This window comes from Streptosporangium sp. NPDC002544 (assembly GCF_040295965.1).
GTDB lineage: Bacteria > Actinomycetota > Actinomycetes > Streptosporangiales > Streptosporangiaceae > Streptosporangium.
Genome location: NZ_JBEOWJ010000007.1, coordinates 33237 through 55461, shown reverse-complemented (window position 1 = coordinate 55461; position 22225 = coordinate 33237). Strand labels below are relative to the sequence as shown.

The window sequence follows — 22225 nt, the reverse complement described above, 5'->3', positions numbered from 1 at the left end:
TGCCTCTTTCGGGAAGACCCGGTTGCCGATGGTGATGGTTTCGAGATGGATTCGCGCCTTCACGTAATCCGTTTTGCGAACAGTGAGACACCGTCGCCTAGTCTGGAGCACGTGAACCAGCCACGACGCCCGGATCTGCAGCCGTTGAAGACCAACGACACGCTCACGATCCTCACGGGTACGGGTCTGTGGGCCGTCGCCCTGGTCGTCCTCCTGGTCGTGCAGCCGGACCCCGAGCACCGCTGGTGGATCTGGATGTGCGTGTCGGGCATCTGCGGCGGCCTTTTCGGCCTCTGGTTCGTACGCCGCCGCGACAGCCGCCTCCCGCCCCCGTCCGAGGGTCCGATCGAGCCCACCACGGCGACCTTCTGAGCCGCTCGGCCGGTCCCCGTGCCGGCCACGCCCGCGCCGATTCCGGCAGCGTGCCCGGAACCGGTGCGAGCGTGACCTGACGAAGCTCGGCGGACGTGTCACCCGGCGCGCGCCCGAGATGATCGTCCAGGCCGGGCCCTACGTCGAGCCCCTAGGTCGAGGCGGTCCAGCTGTCCAGGTCGGCCTCGGCGAGCAGCAGCGGCACCGCCGCGGGATCGCGCAGCAGCGCCGCCACCGCGAGCCGGTCGCCCCACTGGCCGGACGCCCAGGCGAGCCCGCGCGCCAGCCCCTCCACATCCGAGGCGTGCACCGTGCCCTCGAAGAACCGCCAGGCCGCGGGGACACCGTCCACCAGCAGCCGCTCGTGCGCCACGTAGCTCGCGGGCGCGGTCGGCAGCAGCGACCGTACAGCGGGCGGGACGTCGCGGACCTCGCCCGAGGACGTCACCTCCCCGGCCGCCTCCTCACCGGCCAGCGGCAGGTCGAGCAGCTCGGAGAGCGCCTCCGCCAGGTCGAACGGGGCCAGGATCAACGGCCGTCCCGCGACGAGCGGCAGCAGGTCGGGCGCCTCGACCACGACCGGCTCGCCCGCGCCCTCGTTCCCCGAACCGGCGTCGGCGGACACCGGCCGGCCGTCAGCGGCGTCGACGACGACGATCTCGTCACCCAGGACCGCGCGGACGGCGCGCGGGGGCGCGACGCGGGCGGGGTCGACGGCGGCGAGGGCCACCCACAGGGAGCGGAGCTGCGCCCGGTCGACCTCCACGGAGGGGTCGCCCAGCAGATCGAGCAGCTCGTCCGGACCTCCGTGGGAGGCGAGCAGGTCGGCCAGCGTGCTCCGGACGCCGATCATCGCCAGCGCGGCCTCGTCGACATCCGCCGGGGCGTCCCCGTACAGGCCGAACAGCAGCGGGTCACCCGCCGGGAGCCGCAGCTGCGTGGGGCGCCTGCCACCGAGCACCGGGTGCGTGGAGAGCCACCACGCGGTGTAGGACGGGACCTCCACGATCTCCCCCGACACCAGGATCCGCAGCGGGTGCAGTACCGAGCGGAGCGGCGGGCGGGACAGCAGGGCGAGGGCGGCGGGCCAGTCGGCGACGTACTCCAGGTCCCGGACCGCGGAGAACTCCCGGGCGACCGGCGGCACGTTCATCTCGGGCAGCAGGTCGAGGACCGTCTCCAGCCACTCGTCCTCGCGGTCGAGGTCGTGGTCGCACTCGTCCGGGTCGATCATCACGTCGTGATCGTTGACCACGGCGAAGCCGTCGAGCACCCCGACCGCGGCGAGTACCCTCCGGCCGTACCGCTCGACCAGCTCGGGCGCGGCGGTGCCGAAGTGCGTCTCCGCGTCGAGCAGCCCGGCCAGCGCCCCGTCGGCGAGGAGCAGTTCGCCCGCCGGGTACAGCTCACCGTCGGCGCCGCGCAACGCCAGCTCGGCCAGCCAGGGCGCGTCGCCCGCGGTCAGCCCCGCGGCGTCGACCAGCGCGAGCACCGCCTGGGCCACCGGTTCCGGGTCGGGGCTTTCCAGCGACTCCGAGACGGCGGAGCGGGTCAGCGGATCCTCCAGGACCGTGCGGGGCGTCGCCTCACCCGCGCCGAGCCTGAGCAGGAGGGGGTGGGCCGCGTCCGGGTGCACCACGCGCAGCCCGAGCGGGGCGAGGACCGCCGGATCCAGCGCGGAGCCGTCGGTCAGCAGCAGCGTGCCGCGCGGCCCCCTGACCAGGCGGCCGTCGGCGAGCGGCACCGGCAGCGCGCCGAGTGCCTCCGGGTCGTCGGCGGGCAGCACCTCGTACAGCGACCGCCACCAGGCCGGATCCCTGTCCTTGACGGCGTCGCCGGAGAGCATGTCCACGATGTCGGAGAGCTGCACCCGCCTGACGCCGAGCGCGTTGATCGCCGGATGCCGTGACGGCCACCCCGCGGGCAGCAGCCCGCCGATCATCGGAGCGACCCTCTCCAGCAGCTCGGCCGTGGCCGTGACCACGGACGCCTGCCGCCCCGAGATGACCAGGTCCGCGCCGACCGCGGGCGGAGCCCAGGCCGCGCCGGCGCTCTCCGCGAGGTCGTCGGGAAGCAGGGGCGAGGCTCCGGCCTCGGAACCCTGGTCGGCCGGCAGGGAGAGCGCGGGGAGCAGCGGGGCGTCCGGGAGCCTGCGCAGGATCGCCCGGCGGATGCTCGCGTCAAGCTCGCCCTTGCCCATCAGGCCGGGGACGAGGTCGAGGAGCCGGGGCGTCCGCGGCAGGCCGGTGAGCAGTTCCAGGTAGGTGTCCGCGGCGCGCTCGACCAGGAAGTCGGCCAGCGGGCCCGGTGCTACGTGCCGCCGGTCGGTGGCCATCGGGAACGAGGCGATCAACAGCGCGGGCAGGTCAAGCGGCTCGTCACTCGGCGTGGGCGCGTGCACCACGGGCGGCACCGGCGCGGGCAGCGGCCGGGGCTCCCCGGTCGCCTCGCTCACGGGTACGGCCCAGCGGACCAGCCAGTGCGGCCGGGAGCGCTCCTCGGTCGGGCGGTCGGCGAAGAGCTCGGCCATCTGCTCGGGGGTGAACCGCCCGGAGGCCGAGACGACCTTCCAGCCCTCCGCGGTGACGATCCTCGTCTCCCCGTCCAGGTCGACCTCGATCACCTCCAGAGCGGGCAGGCCCAGCAGCAGAGCCGGGCTGGTCTCCCGCAACATCGTTCTGACCGCGTCCTCGGCCGCCCTGTCCCGGAGCGGCAGCCGCACGAGCGTGTCGAACCCGGCGGGGATCTCGACCGGGCCGGCGGGGAAGGGCAGGCGCAGCAGCGGGACGTGCCCACCGCGCTCGGCGAGCTCCTTGGCCAGCTCGGGCTCGGCGGCCACCAGGGCGGCGGTCTGGTCGCGGGACCAGCGGACGACCCCTGAGCCGAGCGAGCCGATCACCGGTTCGTCGCAGACCGACACCACGGCCGCGAACCCGACGCCGAACCGGCCGGCCGCGTGGGCGTCGCCGCGCTTGGCGGAGACGCGCAGCGTGGACAGCGCCTCGATCCCGTGGGCGTCGATGGGAGCGCCGATGTTGGCCGCCGACAGCACACCCTCGCGCAGCGAGAGACGTAGCCTTCCCGGCACCCCGGCGCGGAGCGCGGCGTCCGCGGCGTTCTGGGCGAGCTCGACGATCAGCCGGTCACGGTAGCCGCCGAGCGCGAAGTCCTCCTCCGCGTTGGCGTCCTCGCGGAAACGCGCGGGTGACGCCTTCCAGGCGGCCAGGACGGTGGAGCGCAGTCGTTCGGTGCCGAAGATGTCAGTCAAGGCGATCTTCCAAAGGTCGGGGCCCACGCGGCCAGGCACCCCGGCCGGGACACCACGGGAGTCGCGCCCGAACGGCGGCGGCCGGGCGGACCGCTGGGATGGGCGGCGGGGGCGGCTGCGGGGCGGAACAGACCCGGCGGCGCCGGGTCAGGAGTGACCGAGCGGCTCGGAGGCCGTATCGTCCACCGACCCGGTCAGGTCGGGTTCCGGGACGTCCTCGGCGGTGTCGTACGAGAGCGAGAGATCGTCGAGGATCGGCGCGGTCGGCTCGACCTGGTGCGGCAGCACCGCGGCCTCGGAGTGCGCGCCGCAGCCGTGGTCGGCGGCGACCACCCGCCCGTCGTCGGGGGCGTACTCGTTCGCGCAGACGCCGAAGCCGGTACGCAGCGCACCCGCGAGCGGCCAGTAGAAACCGCAGGTGGAGCACTGGGCGGGGGCGGCGTGCGCGAGCGGGGTGTGCGGCCCCGACTCGCCGGAGTGCCAGCGCCGCACGGCTCGGTCGCGGCCGATCGGGGAGAGCACCCGGGCCCGGCCGAGGCCGTACTCGAAGATCATCTGCTGGTCGGAGTCGTCACCGGTCTCGGTGAAGCCGGGCGCGAGCCGGTCGTCGTCCTCCGAGGTGGGCAGCAGGTCGCCCACGCCGAGGTCCCCCGGGCGGAGACGATCGCTCCAGGGCACCCACTGCGGCGGCATCAGCGCGCCCGCCCCCGGCAGGAGCACGACCTCGCTGACCGTCACGTTGCGTGCCCGCGAGGCGCGGGCGACGGTGACGGCCCAGCGCCAGCCGCGGTAGGCGCGGTCGAGACATGCGAAGTAGTGGGTGACGACACGGTCGCCCTCGCCCTCGACCCCGAGGTGCTCGCCCACATCGCCCGGCCTGACGTTCTCCTCGACCGCGGCACGGGCCAGGTCGACGGCCGCGACACACGCCTGGTCAAGGACCACGGCGCGGGATCGAGTCCGGCTCACGAGTCGTCTCCCGTCAGCCCCGCAGCACGACGGCTGCTGTCCCTACTGGCTCGCTCGCTCACTGCGCTCACAGTTCATTCTCACCCATGACCGGAGCGAACGGCACCGCGGACTCCCGTTAGCCCGGGGAGTGACCAGGCGCACCGGACAACTCCCCCACCCTTCGGGTATGACTGGATACGTGGCAGCTGGGTGGGAGCGGGTTCGCAAGACGGTGAGTGACGCCTCTCGACAGGTCGGCAGGTCGGCCGCCGCCGCGGGCCGAGCGGGCGCGCGCGCCGGCCGGGGCACGGGCCGGGCGACGACGCGGGCGGCCCTGGGCGCGGTCAACGGTACCCAGCGAGTGGGCAGGGCCGCGCGACGACTGACCCACGCCCAGGGCGCGGGCCGCACCGGGCTGGGCCAGCTGATCGAGCTGACCGCCGCGCACAGCGCGGGTGACGCCCTGGTCACCGCGGCCCTGGCCGGGACGCTCTTCAAGCTCCCGGTGAACGAGGCCCGCGGCCAGGTCGCTCTCTACCTGCTGATCACGATGATTCCGTTCGTGGTGGTCGCGCCCTTCGTCGGCCCGGTCCTCGACCGGTTTCGCTCGGGGCGGCGCTTCGTGATGGCCGGCACCCTCTTCGGCCGCGGGCTGCTCTGCTTCGCGATGGCGGCGGCGATCGTCCCCGGCGACGTGTTCACGATCTTCCCGGCGGCGCTGGCCGTGCTGGTGCTGTCGAAGGCGTACAACGTCTCCCGCGCGGCGATCATGCCGAGCGTGCTGCCCGCCGACATCGCGCTGGTCACGGCCAACGCGAGGGTCGCCCTGTTCGCGCTGGTCACGGCCGGCGTCGCGGTGCCGGTCGGCGCGGGCGTCAGCGCCTGGCTCGGCGCCGAGTGGGTGCTGCGCGGGGCGACGGTGCTCTTCCTGCTCCAGGGTGTGCTGGCCGTACGGCTCCCGCGCCACGTCGACTCCCCCGACCTGGAGGAGCTGGACGAGAGCGGCGAGGAGCGGCCGCACCGCTGGCGCACGATGCTGAACGTGGGCCCGGTGGTGGCCGAGGCGATGTGGGCCAACGTGGCCATCCGCCTCTACTCCGGGTTCCTCCTCTTCTACCTGCTCTTCCTCGTGCAGGACAGGAACCTGCCCGGCCTTCCGCCGACGGTCGCCATCGGTGTGCTGGCCGTGGCCGCCGGTGCCGGCGGGCTGGCGGGCACGGCCGTGGCCTCCTGGGTGCGCAACCACTCCCCGCAGGTCATCGTGCTGGCCACGCTCGCGGTGACGACCACGATCACGGTGCTGGCCGCGGTCGTCTTCCAGCTGTGGAGCGCGGTGGCGGTCGCGCTGGTGGCCGCCTTCGCCCAGGGCCTGGGCAAGCTCGCGCTGGACGCGATCGTGCAACGGGAGATCGGCGAGGAGGTGCGCTCGTCCACGTTCGGCGTGGTGGAGGCCTTTCTGCAGATCTCCTGGGTGCTGGGCGGCCTGATCGGGCTGCTGCTCTCGCTGTTCGCCGGCGGATCGGCCGGGCTGGCCCTGATGACCGTGGTGCTGGCGGGCTCGCTCGGCTGGCTGCTGGTCCGTCGCCGCAGGCGGGTCCGGGAGGTGGACGCCAGGGTCGAGGCCGCCCGGGGTCCGGGCACGCCTCGTCCCGCCGAAGGTACAGAGCGGTTCGCACGGGACGGGGTGTCCGCCGAGTGGGTCAGGCCGCGGGCCGCGGGGACGGCCACAGTGGTCGTGCGGCCTGAGAACGCCCCCACGGAGAAGCGGACCAGACCGCTGACCACCCCCCACGGCTGAGCCGGGGCACGCGGGGGGCGGGCGGTCGGCGGGCTGTCAGTCGTCCAGGTCGTCGGCCACCGCCCGGAGCACGGCAGCGATCTTCTTCGCGTGCGTGGCCTCGGGGTGTTTGCCCTTCTGGTACGACATGGAGACCGTGTCCAGGAGCTTGATCAGGTCTTCCACGATGACGACCATCTCGTCGGGCTTCTTGCGCTTGCCCTTGGGCTTGGCGGTCTTGGCGAGCGTGGGGGGCTGGTCGATCACTCGAACCGAGAGCGCCTGCTGGCCGCGGCGCCCCTCGGCCACACCGAACTCGACCTTCTGGCCCGGCTTGAGGGAGTCCACGCCGGAGGGCAGCGCGGAAGAATGCACGAAGACCTCACCGCCGTCGTCGCGGGTGAGGAAACCGAAACCCTTGTCGGCGTCGTACCACTTGACCTTGCCACTCGGCACAGGGGTGACCTCGTTCAGACTGTCGTGAAAAGGAATGGATGTAGGTTATGCCCAGCGGGCGCCGAGAGCGACCGTGTATTGGGGCCCGAATTACACAAGAGCCGTGGGAGTTCGCCAGCCGTCGAACCATTCGGCGAACTCGGTCAGATCGCCCAGGATCACATCTGCTCCGTGATCACGCAGTTCCACCGCCGGATAGACGCCCGTTGCCACCGCCACGCTGACGGCTCCTCCCGCTCGCGCCGCCTCGATGTCCGCGACATGATCTCCAACATAGGCGGCGGCGCCGAAAGTCGCGAGCGCGGGCCCCTTGGCCGCCCCGAAGACCGATCCGACGAGCTCGTCCACTTCCAGGCCGAGGAACTCGACGGTGTGCGCCGCGTCGCGGGCGTTCTTCCCCGTCACCACGGTGACCCTGCCCCCGGCCCGCCGTACCGCGTCGACCGCCTCGCGCGCACCGGGCATGAGGGTGGTGACCGGGACCGCGATCGACGGGTAAAGCCGCCGGTAGACGTCGGCCGCCGCGGGGACCTCGGCGGCGGGCATCCAGTTGGCCAGTTCCCACTCCAGCGGCGGCCCCAGCCTGGCCAGCACGGCGCCGCTGTCGATGAAGAAGCCGGTGCGCAACGCCACCTCGTCGTAAACGGCGGCGATGCCCGCGCGGGTGTCGGCAAGCGTCAGATCGAGGTCGAATCCCACCGAGTTCATCGGGTCACTCACCGCTCCTTGTCAGCTACTCGAAGAGGTTTCTTCGAGAAGCCCTCAAAGAATGCCAAATCCCCCTAAATATGGCCAATCCCAAGTGTTGTACATGACGCCGCCCACTGTGGAACCCTGCACCGGAAGGATTTACTTATCCGCCGGCAAACGGTCCCTCCCCGGACGGTTCCCCCTGAGCGCCCGACGGCCGGCACGCCCTCTCGGCGGGTCGGCCGGCGTGCCCTCGCAACGGGCTTGGACCGGCGCGGTGCGACCCGGCATGGTCGGCACTGGATAGGGTCATGGTGGAGGTATCGGCAGAGAAATGACCAGATCAACGCGCGAGCGGATCATCGACGAGGCCCTGCGGCTGTTCGCCGAGCGGGGCTACTCGGCAACCTCGGTGGCCGAGATCGAGGCCGCCTCCGGGCTGTCACCGGGCGCCGGTGGTCTCTACCGGCACTTCAAGTCCAAGTACGAGGTGCTGGCCGCGGCGGTGAACGAGCACGCGGCCAGAACACGGGCGCAGATCGCCGAGAGCCTGGCCGAACTCAGCGTCGTCGACACCTCGATCGAGATCGAGGAGCGGCTGGCCCAGCTGTGCAGGTCCGGGCTGGCCAAGGTCCGCGAGGAGAGAGACCTCACGCGCGTGTTCTTCCGCGACCTGAGCCAGTTCCCCGAGCTGGTCGCGACCGTACGCGACGGCCTCCTACAGCCCATGTTCGACGCGATCACCACCTGGTTTCGCGCCCAGCCCGAGTACGCCGGGGCCGATGCCGACTGGCCCGCCATCGGTGCCGTGCTCGGCGGGGCGGTGGTCCATTATCGGCTGTTCGAGGAGACCGTGGGCGAACCCCCCGGCCGTGCGGAGCGCGACCGTTTCGTCGCGGCCTGGGTGTGCCTCGCGCTCGGCCTGCTGCCCCGGTCGGCGGTCCAGGCCATCGGCTGAGAGCCCCCGGCACGGCCCGCGGAGCGTCACCTGCCTCCCCGCCCCGCGATGACCTCGGGATCGAGCAGGCGGCAGGCCAGCCAGAAGACCCCCCATGCCGCGCCCAGCAGGAACATGAGCCCGCTGATGCCGAAGAACTCATCCACCACGGTGCCGAGGTCGTTCCTGGCCCGGACGAGGGCGACCAGGCCGCCACCGAGGGTGTAGCTCACGATCGGAGCGGCCAACCCGAGCACCTTGTCAGAGGTGTGCCAGCTCTGGCAGGCGATCACAACGAGCACCGCGACGGCCCAGACCAGCACCGGGATCCGGAAGATCGCGATCGGCGCGAGGGGGATGGGGATCAGCAGCCCGGCCAGGGCCAGCAGGCCCATGCCGACCGTCTCACGCCGGTGGCTCAGCAGGATCGCCCGGGTGTCACGCGCGGCGGGGGCGACGTCCTCCCGCGACCGGGCCGGGCTCCACCGGCGCGGCCACCCCCGCTGACCGCGTACCCGGCGCCTGGCCAGTAGCTCCTCTGCCGCCCGCATGCCCCTGACCACACCGGGCGGCAGCTGGCCCCGTGACCCCGTGTCCTCCGGCCTCCCACCCGGCGCTTCCGGCGACGCCCCTTCCACCGCCTCCGGCCGAGCCGTTCCCGATGCCGCGGGTGCCGCCGGTGCGGCCTCCCGCGCCTCAGGCGGGGCTCCCTGCGCTTCCTGCGGCGAAAGATCCCGTATGAGTGGTATCTCCTCGGTCGGCGGATCGCCCTCCACGATGTCCTCCCACTCGTCCACGGAGTCCTCTCCACCGCCCGATCCGCCACCCGGGTCGTCGTCGGGGGTGACCGGTGACGCCCCCTGGTCCTTGCGCCCTGACCCGCGAGCGGCCGAGAGGCCGGGATCGCCCGGTGCGGGCTCGGCGGCATCCGAGGGGACTCCCGTCGAGGCGTACGGATGCCCCCGCGCGGGCCGGCGGGGAGCGGGGACACCGAGATCGCCCGGTGCGGTCTCGCCGGGGTCCCGCGCCTCGCGGCCGGCCGCACCGGAATCCGCCGGATCGGAACCGGGGGCGGAATCGTCCGGTGTGGGCGCGGCAAGGGGCATGGCCGGAGCGACGACGCCCGCGGTCCGGGAGCGCGGCTGGGCGCCCAGGCGGCGCAGCTCGCGGCGGACCAGCGCGGCGGGGTCACCGAACCGGGCCAGCACCCTCTCCACCGCGGCCGGATCGTCCGTTCCCGCCCGCTCGGCGTCGATCCGCCTGCGCAGCACCGCGACGAAGTCGATCCGCTGCCTCGGCTGCAGCACGCCCTGGGCGGCGTCGGCCGCCTTGCTGACGTAGTCCAGGACGAGCTGGTCGGCACGCTCGGTCACACTGGCCATCCTCTCTCGACATCGTCTCGCTCGTGAGCTTCTTCCCCCATTCACCCCCCGTCACGTGATCGATTCACCCCCTTTGTGTGATCACGGAATTCGCTCAGGCCGCATGATGTCGGTCAAGCCTCTTACCATTGACGGAATGAGCACGGAGTTCACCGAGTGGCTGCGCAGTCAGAGCGACGACCGGTTGCGGGCACTCGTCTCCGTACGCCCCGAGCTCATCACCCCCGTGCCCGCGCATCTGGAGGGGCTGGCCGGGCGAGCCGGCAGCCCGTCGGCGGTGGGCAGGGCACTCGACCGGCTCGACCGGTTCACACTCGCGGTCATGGAGACGCTGGTCGTGCTCCCCGCCCCTGTCCCCTACAGGTCACTACGCGCCCAGCTGGCCCGCGCCCTGCCGGGGGCGGCAGGCCCGGCGTTCCAGAGCGCCCTCAAGGAGGCGGTCGAGCGGCTGCGCACCATGGCGCTGGTCTACGGGCCCGACCGGGCCCTGACTCCGGCCCCCGGGGTGCGGGGGGCGCTGGACGCTCCCGCCGGGCTCGGCCCGCCCGCCGAGGAGGCGTTCCGGCACCATTCCGCCGAGCGGCTGGCCGAGCTGATCCAGGACGCCGGAGGCGAGGGCGGCGACACCAGGGAGGCCCTCGCCACGCTGCTCGGCGATCCGGAGATCGTCGGACGGCTGGTCGAGGAGGTCTCGCCGCAGGCCCGGTCGGCGCTCAACGAGCTGGCCTGGGGTCCGGCCAGCGGCCGGGTGCCCAACGCCCGCCGCGAGGTTCGGGCCGCCACCGCACAGTCGCCGATCGAACAGCTCCTCTCCCGCGCGCTGCTGGCCGCCACCGGCGAGGAGACCGTGGTGCTGCCCCGCGAGGTCGCGCTGTTCCTGCGCGACGGCCGGATCCACCGGGACCTGTCCCCCCTCCCTCCCGCGTCCGGGGGCACCGAGCGCGACCAGGGGCTCGCCGACCGTACGGCGGCCGGACAGGCGTTCACCTTCACCCGCGCGGTGGAGGAGCTGTGCGAACGCTGGAGCGTCGACCCGCCCGGCGTGCTCCGCAGCGGCGGCCTGGCCGTGCGCGATCTCAGACGGGTCGCGACCCTGCTCGACCTGCCCGAGTGGGTGGCGGGGATGATCATCGAGGTGTGCTACGCGGCGGGGCTGGTCGCGGCGAGCGGCGCGGTCGACGGGGAGTGGATGCCCACCCCCGGCTACGACGGCTGGCGGGTGAAGGCCACCGAGGACCGCTGGGCCGTGCTGGCAGGTGCCTGGCTCACCATGGACCGGGTGCCGGGGGTCATCGGCGAGCGCGACGAGCGTGACCGGCTGCTCAACGCCCTCCATCCCGACCTGCGCCGCGCCGCCGCCGCCGAGGTGCGCGCCACCACCCTGGCCATGCTCGCCGCGACGCCGGGGGTGGCCCCCACTCTCGACGCGGTGCGGACGCGTCTGGCCTGGGAGCAGCCCCGCCGTCGCGGCGGCCAGCGCGACCAGTTGGTGGAGTTCACGCTGCGCGAGGCCGAGCAGATCGGTGTCACCGGCCTCGGACTGCTCTCCGGCCACGGCCGCGCCCTGCTTCCCGAGGCCCTCGACGGCCCCGGCGTCTCCGGTGACCCCGGCGGTGGCCGTGCCGCCTCCGCCGCCCGCCTGCTGCTCCCGTTGCTGCCCGAGCCGCTCGACCACGTGCTCCTCCAGGCCGACCTGACCGCCGTCGCCCCCGGGCCGCTCACCGGCGACCTGAGACGGTGGCTGGCACTGGCGGCCGAGGTGGAGTCGACCGGCGGTGCGACGGTCTACCGCTTCGACGAACGGTCGATCCGGCGGGCACTGGACTCCGGGCAGGGCGCCGAGGAGATGCTGGCCATGCTGGAGCGCCACTCGACCACGCCGGTGCCGCAACCGCTCAGCTACCTGGTCACCGACGTGGCCCGGCGCCACGGCCGGATGCGCGTCGGCACGGCGAGCGCGTACGTGCGGTGCGACGACTCCTCGCTGCTGGACGAGGTGATGGCCGACAAACGGGCGATCCCGTTACGGCTGCGGCGGCTCGCCCCCACGGTGATCGCTGCCCAGTCCTCCCGGCCGACGCTGGTCGACTCGCTGCGCGCGATGGGTTACGCCCCGGCCGCGGAGTCCCTCGACGGCGACGTGATCATCACCCAGCTCGACGTCCGCAGGACCGAGAGCACCCTGGCGGCCCGCGCCCCGGTCACGTTCGGCGGCCCCGAGGCCGACGTGGTGGCGGCCGCCGTCCGTGCCGTGCGCGCGGGTGACGCCGCCCACCAGGCCCGCAGGGCCCCGGTGGCCGCCCCCGGCGGCCAGGTGCCGCGCTCCCCCGCCACCGCCACGATCGTCGCCCTGCGCGAGGCCATCCGGCAGGGGTCGCAGGTCTGGATCGGCTACCTCGACTCCCAGGGCAACGCCACCAGCCGGATCCTCGAACCGGCCCGGATGGAGGGCGGCTATCTCACCGCCTACGACGAGACGCGGGCGGCGGTGCACCGCTTCGCCCTGCACCGCATCACCGGCATCGCCGACATCGCCTGAGATATCCTCGGCGGGTCCGGCCGGGATCGGGGACGGCCCCGGCATGCCAGGGAAAGGCCACGGGGTAGTCTCGATCTCGGGATGAGGCCGCCGCGAGCTCGGTCACCGGTCCTGCGGGACCGCGTCACCCGCCGGGACGCGAGGGCCCCTTCTCAGTCTCATCCCGGCCTTGGGCTCTGTCCCGCGGATCTTGACACCGCGAGGATCGGTCGGGTGCTGCCTCGCGAGGCGGAGGGAGGGAGCCGCGGTGGCCGACGACGCGGCGGGGCGTCGGCTGAGCGACCGCGATGGGCAAAAATTCCAGGAGGGTAGGGCCTAGCTGCCGGAATGCGACCGATTCCATTCGCCAAAGGCGCACGGCTTACGACCCATATCGTGATATCTGTTGATGTTCCGAGCTCCACAGAAGTGAGAGATCCACAGTGAGCAGCGGTCACTCCGAAGGCCCCAGCACCAACCCGGACGACTGGAAGAGCCCCTATAACACGGGGCCCGGCCAGACCCCCGGCTACGGTCAACCCCAGCAGGGTAACCACTCCGAGCACTTCCAGCCGTCCGGCTACGGCCAGACCCCCGGCTACGGACAGCCCGGTTACGGCGAACCCGGCTACGGTCAGGGCTACGGGCAGCCCGGCTACGGCGAGCAGCCCTACGGGCAGGGTTACGGCGAGCCCGGCTACGGACAACCCGGCTACGGAAAGGGCTACGGCGCACCCCCGTACCGCAACACCGAGGGTGTCAGGACCCACGCGATCGTCGCCATGGTCATCAGCATCGTGCTCACGCTGAGCTGCTACGTGACCCTCGGCGGCCTGGTCGGCGTCATCCTGTCGAGTGTCGCCCTGGGCAGGGTGGACACCGACCCCCCGGGCGCCAGGAACCTGCTCAAGTGGACCTGGATCAGCATCGGCATCAACATCGGGCTGATCATCCTGGGTGCGGCCGCCTTCATCATCGCCGGCATCAACGGCGCCTTCGACTGAACATCCCCGGGGACCGCCATCCGCGGCCTGTGGTCGCGCACGGGTGCCGTAGACCGGGCAGGCGAGGAATCGCCGGGTGGTGAGATCCATCACGCCGGACGGGAGGCGGGACTGCCCGGGCGTTCCCGCCCGTTGCACACAGGAGACATGGAGCGGGGCGCACCCGCGAGTGCGACCATGAGCTGATCCGCCGTAACCCGCAGCGACCATAGGGAGAAGTCTGTGACTGACGGACCACTGATCGTCCAATCGGACAAGACCCTGCTCCTTGAGGTCGATCACGAGAAGGCCGGGGAGTGCCGCAAGGCGATCGCCCCGTTCGCGGAGCTGGAGCGCGCGCCCGAGCACGTGCACACCTACCGTGTCACCCCCCTGGCGCTGTGGAACGCGCGGGCCGCCGGGCACGACGCCGAGCAGGTGATCGACGCGCTGATCGCCCACAGCCGCTACCCCGTGCCGCACGCGCTGCTGGTCGACGTCGCCGAGACGATGTCGCGGTACGGCAGGCTCCGCCTGGAGAAGCACCCCGCCCACGGGCTCGTCCTGACCAGCACCGACAGGGCGGTGCTGGAGGAGGTGCTGCGCTCCAAGAAGATCCAGCCGCTGCTGGGCGAGCGGCTGGGCGACGACGGCGTGGCCGTGCACCCGAGCGAGCGCGGCAACATCAAGCAGCATCTGCTCAAGCTGGGCTGGCCCGCCGAGGACATGGCCGGGTACGTCGACGGCGAGCACCACCCGATCGCGCTCACCGAGGACGGCTGGGAGCTGCGCGCCTACCAGCGGGAGGCCGCCGAGGCGTTCTGGCACGGCGGCTCCGGCGTCGTCGTGCTCCCCTGCGGCGCGGGCAAGACGATCGTGGGCGCGGCGGCGATGGCGCAGGCCAAGGCGACGACGCTGATCCTGGTGACCAACACGGTCTCGGCGCACCAGTGGAAGCAGGAGCTGCTCAAGCGGACCTCGCTGACCGCGGACGAGATCGGCGAGTACACCGGTACGAAGAAGGAGATCCGGCCCGTCACCATCGCCACGTACCAGGTGATGACGACCCGCAGGCAGGGCGTCTACCGGCACCTGGAGCTGTTCGACGCCCGCGACTGGGGCCTGGTCGTCTACGACGAGGTGCACCTGCTGCCCGCGCCGATCTTCCGGATGACCGCCGACCTGCAGGCCAGGCGGCGGGTGGGCCTGACCGCGACACTCGTACGCGAGGACGGCCGCGAGGGCGACGTGTTCTCCCTGATCGGCCCCAAGCGGTACGACGCGCCGTGGCGGGAGATGGAGAACCAGGGCTGGATCGCCCCGGCCGACTGCGTCGAGGTGCGGGTGACGCTGACCGACGCCGAGCGGCTGGCCTACGCGATGGCCGAGTCCGAGGAGCGCTACCGGTTCTGCGCGACCACACCGTCCAAGACCCGGGTGACCGAGGCGCTGGTCCGGCAGCACCCGGGCGAGCAGGTGCTGGTCATCGGGCAGTACATCGACCAGCTCGACGAGCTGGGCGAGCACCTGAACGCGCCGGTGATCAAGGGGGAGACGAAGGTCAAGGAGCGGGAGCGGCTCTTCCAGGCGTTCCGCGACAGGGAGATCCAGGTCCTGGTCGTCTCCAAGGTCGCCAATTTCTCGATCGACCTGCCGGAGGCGGCGGTGGCCATCCAGGTCTCGGGCACCTTCGGGTCGCGGCAGGAGGAGGCGCAGCGGCTCGGCCGGGTGCTCCGGCCGAAGGCGAACGGAGGCGGGGCCCGGTTCTACTCGGTGGTCAGCCGCGACACGGTCGATCAGGATTTCGCCGCCCACCGGCAGCGGTTCCTGGCCGAGCAGGGGTACGCATATCAGATCATCGACGCGGACGACGTGCTCGCCGGAGAATAGCCCCACATGGCGAACACGTCGTCAATTTGTGTCAGGTCCACGAAATCCCGCGGGCTTTCGACAAACAAACCACCCCCTCGCTAGGCCTCGCGGCCACTGGCGACATACCCCCATGATCTGCGGGAGTCACCATGTTCGCCTGGCTTTTTCGCCATTTCACAGGAGAATGACGGAGGGTGCCAGGATGATTACCGAACGATCAGTCCGCCGACAAAGAAAACGCTTTCCGCGATCATCCACATGATCACCGCGGCGATCATCAGGGCGATAAAACGATTTTCGTCACCGCGAATCCGGGGCATCAGCCAGGCACCCGCTGTGCAACCGGCCGCGATCACCGCGAACAGGGCCGATGCCCCGGCCACCCCGTCCAGCCGAGCCACGCAGCCCGGGTCGGAGCAGAATGCCTCCGGCCCCCAGCCCGCGAACACCGAAAACCCCCAGAGCGCGGCCAGGAGAAGATTGGCGACCGTCGGTATGACAGGGGAGATCCGCACGCCCATCGGGATACCCACGCCCGCCGCGCCCCAGTCCGACGTTAATCCTTTTGAGACACACCGGTGCCACCGCTAAGCTGGCCCATTCGCTACCCGATGACCACCACCTCCGTTTATCGAATGGGAGGCGCTTCAGCGTGCCCGCACATCAATTGGCCCCTGACATAGCCGACGATCCCGCCCGGACCCTCGCCGCCGAGCGCGAGCACCTGGCCACCTCCAGAACGGCGCTGCGCGCGATGCGCGAGCACGCCCAGTCCCTCTCCTCCGACGCCGCCGGAGACTGGGTCTCCCAGCAGATCCTGCAGGCGCTGCTGGACCAGCGGGTGGCGGCGCTCGCCGACCACTCGGGCACGCCCCTGTTCTTCGGCCGCCTCGACCGCCAGGCGGACGACGACCTTCCCGGCACGGTCTACGTCGGGCGCAGGCACGTCCACGACGAGCGCAGCCGCCCCCTGGTGATCGACTGGCGCGCCCCGGTCTCGCGGGCCTTCTACCAGGCCAGCCCGTCCGACCCGATGCGCGTCGTGTTGCGCCGCCGGTTCGGCTACCAGGGCGGCGACCTGACCGCCTACGAGGACGAGCGCCTCGACCAGGGCGGCGCCGCCCTCGCCCAGAGCAGGATCCTCACCGAGGAGATCGAGCGCCCCCGCTCGGGACCGATGCGCGACATCGTCGCGACGATCCAGCCCGACCAGGACGAGATCGTCCGCTCCGAACTCGGCCGGACGGTGTGCGTCCAGGGTGCCCCCGGCACCGGGAAGACCGCCGTCGGCCTGCACCGGGCCGCCTACCTGCTCTTCACCCACCGTGAGCGGCTCGCCAGGTCGGGCGTGATGATCGTCGGCCCGAACCGGGCGTTCCTCTCCTACATCTCCTCGGTCCTGCCCGCGCTGGGCGAGGTCAAGGTCGACCAGACCACGATCGCCGGGATCCTCGGCGACCACTCCGCGCCCGAGGACCCCGTGGTCGGCGCGCTCAAGGGCGACGCGAGGATCGTCGGTGTGCTGCGACGCGCCCTGTGGGCGCACGTGGTCAAGCCCACCGAGGGCGTGCTGTTCACCAAGGGGATCAACCGCTATCGGGTGGCGGACCACGAGGTCCGCGAGATCGTCGCCTCGCTCCGCGGCACCACCCGCTACGGTCCGGGGCGCGCGACGCTCGCCCAGCGGCTCGCCCACCTGGTGCTCGTCCGGATGGAGCAGCGCGGTGAGTCTCCCGACGACCGGGTGCAGGACGCGGTCGCCAGGTCCAAGCCGGTCAGGCAGCTCGTGGACGCGGTCTGGCCCAAGCTGACCCCGCAGCAGGTGCTCCATCGGCTGTTCAGCGACCCCGCCTTCCTCGCCGCCGCCGCCAAGGACGATCTCACCGCCGCCGAGCAGTCGCTGCTGCTCTGGCCCAAGCCTCCCAAGTCCTTCCGCTCGGCGAAGTGGTCGGCGGCCGACGGCGCGCTGATGGACGAGCTGGGCGACATGATCGAGCGGACCGTCCCGCTGGGCCACCTGGTCGTGGACGAGGCCCAGGACCTGTCGGCGATGCAGTTGCGCGCCCTCGGCCGGCGCTGCCGCACCGGCTCCGCCACCGTTCTGGGCGACCTCGCCCAGGGCACCACGCCCTGGTCCGCCCGGTCCTGGACCGAGGTCCTGGGCCATCTGGGCTTCGAGGACGGCGCCGTCACCGAGCTGACCCTCGGCTTCCGCGTGCCCCGCGAGGTCCTCGACTACGCGGCCAGGCTGCTGCCCTCCGTCGCCCCGGACCTGGCCGCCCCCCGGTCACTGCGCCCCGGCGCGGGCTCCCTGTCGGTGCGGCCGGCACCCGACCTGGCCGCGGCGCTGGCCCATGCCGCGCGGAAGGCGCTCGCCCGCGAGGGCTCGATCGGCGTCATCGTCCCCGACGCCCTGGTGGGCGCCGCGTCCGAGGCCCTGTCCGACCTGGATCACCGGGTGCTGAGCCCCGACACCGTCGAGGACCACCGCCTCCTGGTCATCCCGGCGACCCTGGCCAAGGGCCTGGAGTACGACCACGTGATCGTGGCCGAACCCGCGGACATCGTCGACGCCGAACCTCGCGGCCTGGCCCGCCTGTATGTGGTCCTGACCCGGGCCGTCACCTCACTGACCGTCCTGCACGCCCGGGAGCTTCCCGCCCAGCTCGCCGGGTGACCGCCTGATCGGGCTATGGCCCGCTCCCCGGCCCGCGCGCTCTGGTCGGGGCGGTACTCCGCCGAATGTGATGCGCCGCTCTGATCCCGAAAGGATTTATACCGACCGGGATGACCCTGATGACCCCGTTGGTCTTGGGGTTGATCACAGTCACGCTGTCCGTGTCCAGGTTGGCCACATAGATCTGGGCACCGTCAGGGGAGATCGTGATTCCGAAGGGAGAGCCCTCGACCGGGATGGTGGCGGTGACCTTGTTGGTCTTGGCGTCGATCACCGTCACGACGTTCGGAATCAGGTTGGTCACGTAGACGTAGGCGCCGTCATCGGAGACCGCGATCCTGAAAGGATGGTTGCCCGCGGGAATCTCGGCGATGACCTTGTTGGTCCTCACGTTGATCACCGACACGGTGTCGGAGTCCTGGTTGGCCACATAGACAAGGGGACGAGTGGGAGAGAACCTGATCCCGAACGGACTGTGGCCGACCGGGATGGTGGCGATGACCCTGTTGGTCACCATGTCGATCACCGACACGGTGTCGGAGTCCTGATTGGCCACATAGACACGGCGATAGGGAGCGGCGGCGAGTCTGAAGGGGCTGTGGCCGACCGGGATGATGGCGATGACCCTGTTGCTCCTCGTGTCGATCACCGACACGACGTTCGCCTGCACATCGGTCACGTAGACGCGGGTGCCACCGTAGGAGACGTCGACCCCGACGGGGTGGCCGTCGATGGGGATGGTGGCGGTGACCTTGTTGCTCCTTGTGTCGATCACCGACACGTTGTCCGACTGCGCGTTGGTCACGTAGACATGTACGTTGTCGGGAGCGACCGCCACCCCGATGGGGTTCTCACCGACGGTGATGGTGGCGGTGACCTTGTTGGTCGTCGTGTCGATCACCGACACGGTGTTCGACTGTGAGTTGGCCACGTAAACGACATTCTCCGGCGGCGTGGTCGCCACAGCCGTGGCCGTCGGCGCCGCCAGTCCGGCCACGATGACCAGCACCGCCATGGCCGGGAGGACACGTGACCGCCACCCACCCCCCGGTAACCGACCAGGTGGTTTCCAGTGGTTATGATCCATCGTTCCCCTCACCTACCGCTGCACCGCCAAGAACCCCGTCACTACAGCAAGGACTTTGTTCTATGGCTGCACGGCAGCGCGTCCCGGAAACGACACACCGGCTTGAACTCTTGTTCCGTCCGCCTTGTCCATTTATTGCTTGATAGCACCGAAGTCAGCCAGCCAGCTGGGATGTGACCGCGCCCCTCGGCCGGTCCCCGGCTTTTCGAGATCCCTCTTCTCCGTACCGGCCGGCGCCGGATCGAACTCCGCGGCTCGTGGCCTCTCCGGCGGCGCCCATCGGGACGGCCCCTTCGAGGACGCATGACGACAGGTGACGGACAATGCCTCGGGGAACACGTAAAAGAGGCGCCCCCGACATCTCGGGGTCGCCTCTTTTACCTGAAAGCGGTTGGACTTAGAAGTCCATGTCGCCGCCGCCGGGCATGGCGGGAGCGGCTCCGGCCTTCTCGGGCTTCTCGGCGATGACAGCCTCGGTGGTCAGGAACAGCGCCGCGATGGACGCCGCGTTCTGCAGAGCGGAACGCGTCACCTTGGCCGGGTCGATGATGCCCGTCTCGAACAGGTTGACGTACTCGCCGGTGGCGGCGTTGAGACCCTCACCCGCGGGAAGGTTGCGCACCTTCTCCACCACGACGCCGCCCTCAAGGCCGGCGTTGACGGCGATCTGCTTCAGCGGCTCCTCAAGGGCCTTCTTGACGATCGCGGCACCGGTGGCCTCGTCGCCGGAGAGCTCCAGCTTGTCGAACGCCTTGGCGCCGGCCTGCAGCAGGGCCACGCCACCGCCGGGGACGATGCCCTCCTCGACGGCCGCCTTCGCGTTGCGAACGGCGTCCTCGATGCGGTGCTTGCGCTCCTTGAGCTCGACCTCGGTCGCCGCGCCGGCCTTGATGACGGCCACGCCGCCGGCCAGCTTGGCGAGACGCTCCTGGAGCTTCTCGCGGTCGTAGTCGGAGTCGGTGTTGTCGATCTCGGCGCGGATCTGGTTGACCCGGCCGGCGATCTGCTCGGCGTCACCGGCACCGTCGACGATGGTGGTCTCGTCCTTGGTGACGATGACCTGGCGGGCACGGCCGAGCTGGTCCAGCGTGGTGGACTCCAGCTTGAGGCCGAGGTCCTCGCTGATGACCTGGGCACCGGTCAGGATGCCGATGTCGCCCAGCATGGCCTTGCGGCGGTCACCGAAGCCGGGCGCCTTGACGGCGACCGAGCGGAACAGACCGCGGATCTTGTTGACGACCAGGGTGGCCAGGGCCTCGCCCTCGACGTCCTCGGCGATGATCAGCAGCGGCTTGCCGGCCTGCACGACCTTGTCGAGAACCGGGAGCAGGTCCTTGTTGGCGGACACCTTGGAGTTGACGACCAGGATGTACGGGTCGTCGAGGACGGCCTCCATACGCTCCGGGTCGGTCACGAAGTACATCGAGGTGAGGCCCTTGTCGAAGCGCATGCCCTCGGTGAGCTCAAGCTCCAGGCCGAAGGTGTTGCTCTCCTCGACGGTGATGACGCCTTCCTTGCCGACCTTGTCCATCGCCTCGGCGATCATCTCGCCGATCTGCGGGTCACCCGCGGAGATGGAGGCGGTGGAGGCGATCTGCGCCTTCGTCTCCACGTCCTTGGCCAGCTTGGACAGCTCCTCCGAGACACGCTCGACGGCGGCCTCGATGCCCTTCTTCAGGGACATCGGGTTGGCGCCGGCGGCGACGTTGCGGAGACCCTCGCGTACGAGAGCCTGAGCGAGCACGGTGGCGGTGGTGGTGCCGTCACCCGCGACGTCGTCGGTCTTCTTGGCGACCTCCTTGACGAGCTCGGCCCCGATCTTCTCCCACGGGTCCTCGAGCTCGATCTCCTTCGCAATGGAGACACCATCGTTGGTGATGGTGGGGGCGCCCCACTTCTTCTCCAGAACGACATTGCGGCCCTTGGGGCCGAGGGTCACCTTAACGGCGTCCGCGAGCTGGTTCATGCCACGCTCGAGACCGCGCCTGGCGTCCTCGTTAAACGCGATCATCTTGGCTGCCATACGGCTAGACCTCCCAGAGACAGGGTGGCTTGCACCGGACCGAGCCGACGCCCGCGACGGCATGTGGGCCCACGACTCCGTTCGGCGGGCCCCATCGCCTCGATCCAGGGTTGGCACTCTCTATGCGCGAGTGCCAACAATGTGTTTAGCACTCTACCTTGTCGAGTGCAAGCCACGATCCCTTGACCTGCGCCGTGCCCGGCGCGGACATCCGCTCCGGGCCACGTCAGCGCATGCTCCGCGTCATGCAGGCGTTCGTTCCGCGCAAAGCGAAGACCCGGCTCGCCGGTTGGGGAGGCGAGCCGGGCCTAGGCGATGTGGATCCAGCGGACCGCGTTGCCGCGGGGTCCACCGACCCCTCCCTGCGGGTTCACGGGACGGCCATGTCAGACCGCCCGGACGGACTCCGCCTGGGGACCCTTCTGACCTTGGGTGATCTCGAACTCGACTCGCTGGCCCTGTTCGAGTGCACGGTAGCCATCCATCATGATCGCGGAGTAATGGACGAACACATCCTTACCACCGTCTACCGCGATGAAGCCGTAGCCCTTGTCCGCGTTGAACCATTTGACGGTGCCCTGCGCCACTTGCGACTCCTCTTACTGGACTTAAGGACGACGCCCATTCCTCGCGCGAAGTCCTCAATCTCCGGGGCGGACTTCGCCACATCGATCGTCCTCGACCATACCTGTGGGAACCGGTAGGGCAACAGAGTCAAGCACCAAACTAGCTCTTTACAAGAGCATTTAGTACGAGAACACAGTTTGACTATCACTATTAGTTAGTTAAAGATTACATTATCTTTCCCCACCGCGAATACCGGTTTACGCCACAAAGCAGGACACCCGCACACGGCCGGAGCCGGGCGGGTGTCCTGGAGAGGCGTCGCGAGCGCCCCGGAAGGTGAGGCGGGTGCGACCGGCGCAGTGCGGGCGGGGCGGGACTCAGCCCCCGGCGACCGCCGGGATGATGGAGATCTGGACGCCGGAGGGCGTGGCCGTGTCGAGGTTGTCGGCGAAGCGGACATCCTCATCTCCGACATAGACGTTGACAAAACGGCGAATCTTGCCCGTTTCATCAAGAATTCGGGCGCCGATCCCCGGGAAGTCCGCGTCAAGCTTCTGGAGGACGTCGCGCAGGGTCTCACCCTCTCCGGTCACCTCGGCAGCACCATCGGTGTAAGTCCGGAGAATCGTCGGAATCCGCACAGAAACGCTCATAATTCAGTACCT

17 protein-coding genes are annotated in these 22225 nt (G+C 70.8%); 7 read left to right on the top strand and 10 right to left on the bottom strand.

What is annotated here, in order from left to right:
* Positions 1 to 111: 111 nt before the first annotated feature.
* Complete coding sequence (locus ABT061_RS12310) at positions 112 to 372, top strand: DUF2530 domain-containing protein (RefSeq protein WP_350915645.1); 261 nt, start codon at positions 112 to 114, stop codon at positions 370 to 372.
* A gap of 151 nt (positions 373 to 523) precedes the next feature.
* On the opposite strand, the gene ABT061_RS12305 is transcribed toward ABT061_RS12310, so the two are convergent.
* Complete coding sequence (locus ABT061_RS12305; RefSeq protein ID WP_350915643.1) at positions 524 to 3640, bottom strand: sacsin N-terminal ATP-binding-like domain-containing protein; 3117 nt, start codon at positions 3638 to 3640, stop codon at positions 524 to 526.
* Positions 3641 to 3787: 147 nt separating this feature from the next.
* On the bottom strand, positions 3788 to 4609 hold the full coding sequence (locus ABT061_RS12300) for a DUF3027 domain-containing protein (protein ID WP_343980863.1): 822 nt from the start codon (positions 4607 to 4609) through the stop codon (positions 3788 to 3790).
* A 169-nt stretch (positions 4610 to 4778) separates the two neighbouring features.
* On the opposite strand from ABT061_RS12300, the gene ABT061_RS12295 reads away from it, so the two are divergent.
* Positions 4779 to 6389, top strand: a complete 1611-nt coding sequence (locus tag ABT061_RS12295; protein WP_350915641.1) for an MFS transporter — start codon at positions 4779 to 4781, stop codon at positions 6387 to 6389.
* Positions 6390 to 6425: 36 nt separating this feature from the next.
* Here the strand turns inward: ABT061_RS12295 and ABT061_RS12290 are convergent, their stop codons facing one another.
* Positions 6426 to 6824, bottom strand: coding sequence for a cold-shock protein (locus ABT061_RS12290; protein WP_343982973.1), 399 nt, complete (start codon positions 6822 to 6824; stop codon positions 6426 to 6428).
* Between the two features lie 90 nt (positions 6825 to 6914).
* A complete protein-coding gene (locus ABT061_RS12285; RefSeq protein ID WP_350915639.1) occupies positions 6915 to 7544 on the bottom strand; it encodes an HAD family hydrolase in 630 nt (209 codons plus the stop codon).
* 304 nt (positions 7545 to 7848) lie between these two features.
* Here ABT061_RS12285 and ABT061_RS12280 point away from each other — a divergent pair, with 304 nt between their 5' ends.
* Positions 7849 to 8472: a TetR/AcrR family transcriptional regulator gene (locus ABT061_RS12280; RefSeq protein ID WP_350915637.1), complete on the top strand. Its 624-nt coding sequence runs from the start codon at positions 7849 to 7851 to the stop codon at positions 8470 to 8472.
* Between the two features lie 26 nt (positions 8473 to 8498).
* On the opposite strand, the gene ABT061_RS12275 is transcribed toward ABT061_RS12280, so the two are convergent.
* On the bottom strand, positions 8499 to 9824 hold the full coding sequence (locus ABT061_RS12275) for a hypothetical protein (protein ID WP_350915635.1): 1326 nt from the start codon (positions 9822 to 9824) through the stop codon (positions 8499 to 8501).
* Positions 9825 to 9969: 145 nt separating this feature from the next.
* Between ABT061_RS12275 and ABT061_RS12270 the strand changes: the two genes are divergently transcribed.
* The 3 genes from ABT061_RS12270 (at position 9970) to ABT061_RS12260 (ending at position 15224) form a co-directional block, all read left to right on the top strand.
* Positions 9970 to 12372, top strand: coding sequence for a helicase-associated domain-containing protein (locus ABT061_RS12270; protein ID WP_350915633.1), 2403 nt, complete (start codon positions 9970 to 9972; stop codon positions 12370 to 12372).
* 422 nt (positions 12373 to 12794) lie between these two features.
* Positions 12795 to 13355, top strand: a complete 561-nt coding sequence (locus ABT061_RS12265) for a DUF4190 domain-containing protein (protein WP_350915631.1) — start codon at positions 12795 to 12797, stop codon at positions 13353 to 13355.
* A gap of 222 nt (positions 13356 to 13577) precedes the next feature.
* Positions 13578 to 15224, top strand: coding sequence for a DNA repair helicase XPB (locus ABT061_RS12260; RefSeq protein ID WP_350915629.1), 1647 nt, complete (start codon positions 13578 to 13580; stop codon positions 15222 to 15224).
* Between the two features lie 188 nt (positions 15225 to 15412).
* Here ABT061_RS12260 and ABT061_RS12255 read toward each other — a convergent pair whose 3' ends face one another.
* Positions 15413 to 15727, bottom strand: coding sequence for a hypothetical protein (locus ABT061_RS12255; RefSeq protein WP_350915627.1), 315 nt, complete (start codon positions 15725 to 15727; stop codon positions 15413 to 15415).
* Between the two features lie 131 nt (positions 15728 to 15858).
* Here ABT061_RS12255 and ABT061_RS12250 point away from each other — a divergent pair, with 131 nt between their 5' ends.
* Positions 15859 to 17883, top strand: a complete 2025-nt coding sequence (locus ABT061_RS12250) for a HelD family protein (RefSeq protein WP_350915625.1) — start codon at positions 15859 to 15861, stop codon at positions 17881 to 17883.
* Positions 17884 to 17896: 13 nt separating this feature from the next.
* Here ABT061_RS12250 and ABT061_RS12245 read toward each other — a convergent pair whose 3' ends face one another.
* The 4 genes from ABT061_RS12245 to ABT061_RS12230 form a co-directional block, all read right to left on the bottom strand.
* Positions 17897 to 18898 (bottom strand): YVTN family beta-propeller repeat protein, encoded by a 1002-nt coding sequence (locus tag ABT061_RS12245; RefSeq protein ID WP_350915623.1) that lies wholly within the window; start codon positions 18896 to 18898, stop codon positions 17897 to 17899.
* A gap of 469 nt (positions 18899 to 19367) precedes the next feature.
* Positions 19368 to 20993: a chaperonin GroEL gene (groL, locus tag ABT061_RS12240; protein WP_350915622.1), complete on the bottom strand. Its 1626-nt coding sequence runs from the start codon at positions 20991 to 20993 to the stop codon at positions 19368 to 19370.
* Between the two features lie 386 nt (positions 20994 to 21379).
* The gene (locus ABT061_RS12235) at positions 21380 to 21580 is read right to left on the bottom strand and encodes a cold-shock protein (protein WP_012895270.1); all 201 of its coding nucleotides are present in this window, start codon (positions 21578 to 21580) and stop codon (positions 21380 to 21382) included.
* Between the two features lie 357 nt (positions 21581 to 21937).
* The gene (locus ABT061_RS12230; RefSeq protein WP_350915621.1) at positions 21938 to 22213 is read right to left on the bottom strand and encodes a MoaD/ThiS family protein; all 276 of its coding nucleotides are present in this window, start codon (positions 22211 to 22213) and stop codon (positions 21938 to 21940) included.
* Positions 22214 to 22225: the final 12 nt, after the last annotated feature.

Bases quoted from the DNA above. Each gene is read 5' to 3' on its own strand.
- ABT061_RS12295 (WP_350915641.1), top strand. From the start codon at position 4,779: ATGACTGGATACGTGGCAGCTGGGTGGGAGCGGGTTCGCAAGACGGTG.
- ABT061_RS12280 (WP_350915637.1), top strand. From the start codon at position 7,849: ATGACCAGATCAACGCGCGAGCGGATCATCGACGAGGCCCTGCGGCTG.
- ABT061_RS12270 (WP_350915633.1), top strand. From the start codon at position 9,970: ATGAGCACGGAGTTCACCGAGTGGCTGCGCAGTCAGAGCGACGACCGG.
- ABT061_RS12255 (WP_350915627.1), bottom strand. From the start codon at position 15,727: ATGGGCGTGCGGATCTCCCCTGTCATACCGACGGTCGCCAATCTTCTC.
- ABT061_RS12245 (WP_350915623.1), bottom strand. From the start codon at position 18,898: ATGGCGGTGCTGGTCATCGTGGCCGGACTGGCGGCGCCGACGGCCACG.
- groL (WP_350915622.1), bottom strand. From the start codon at position 20,993: ATGGCAGCCAAGATGATCGCGTTTAACGAGGACGCCAGGCGCGGTCTC.
- ABT061_RS12230 (WP_350915621.1), bottom strand. From the start codon at position 22,213: ATGAGCGTTTCTGTGCGGATTCCGACGATTCTCCGGACTTACACCGAT.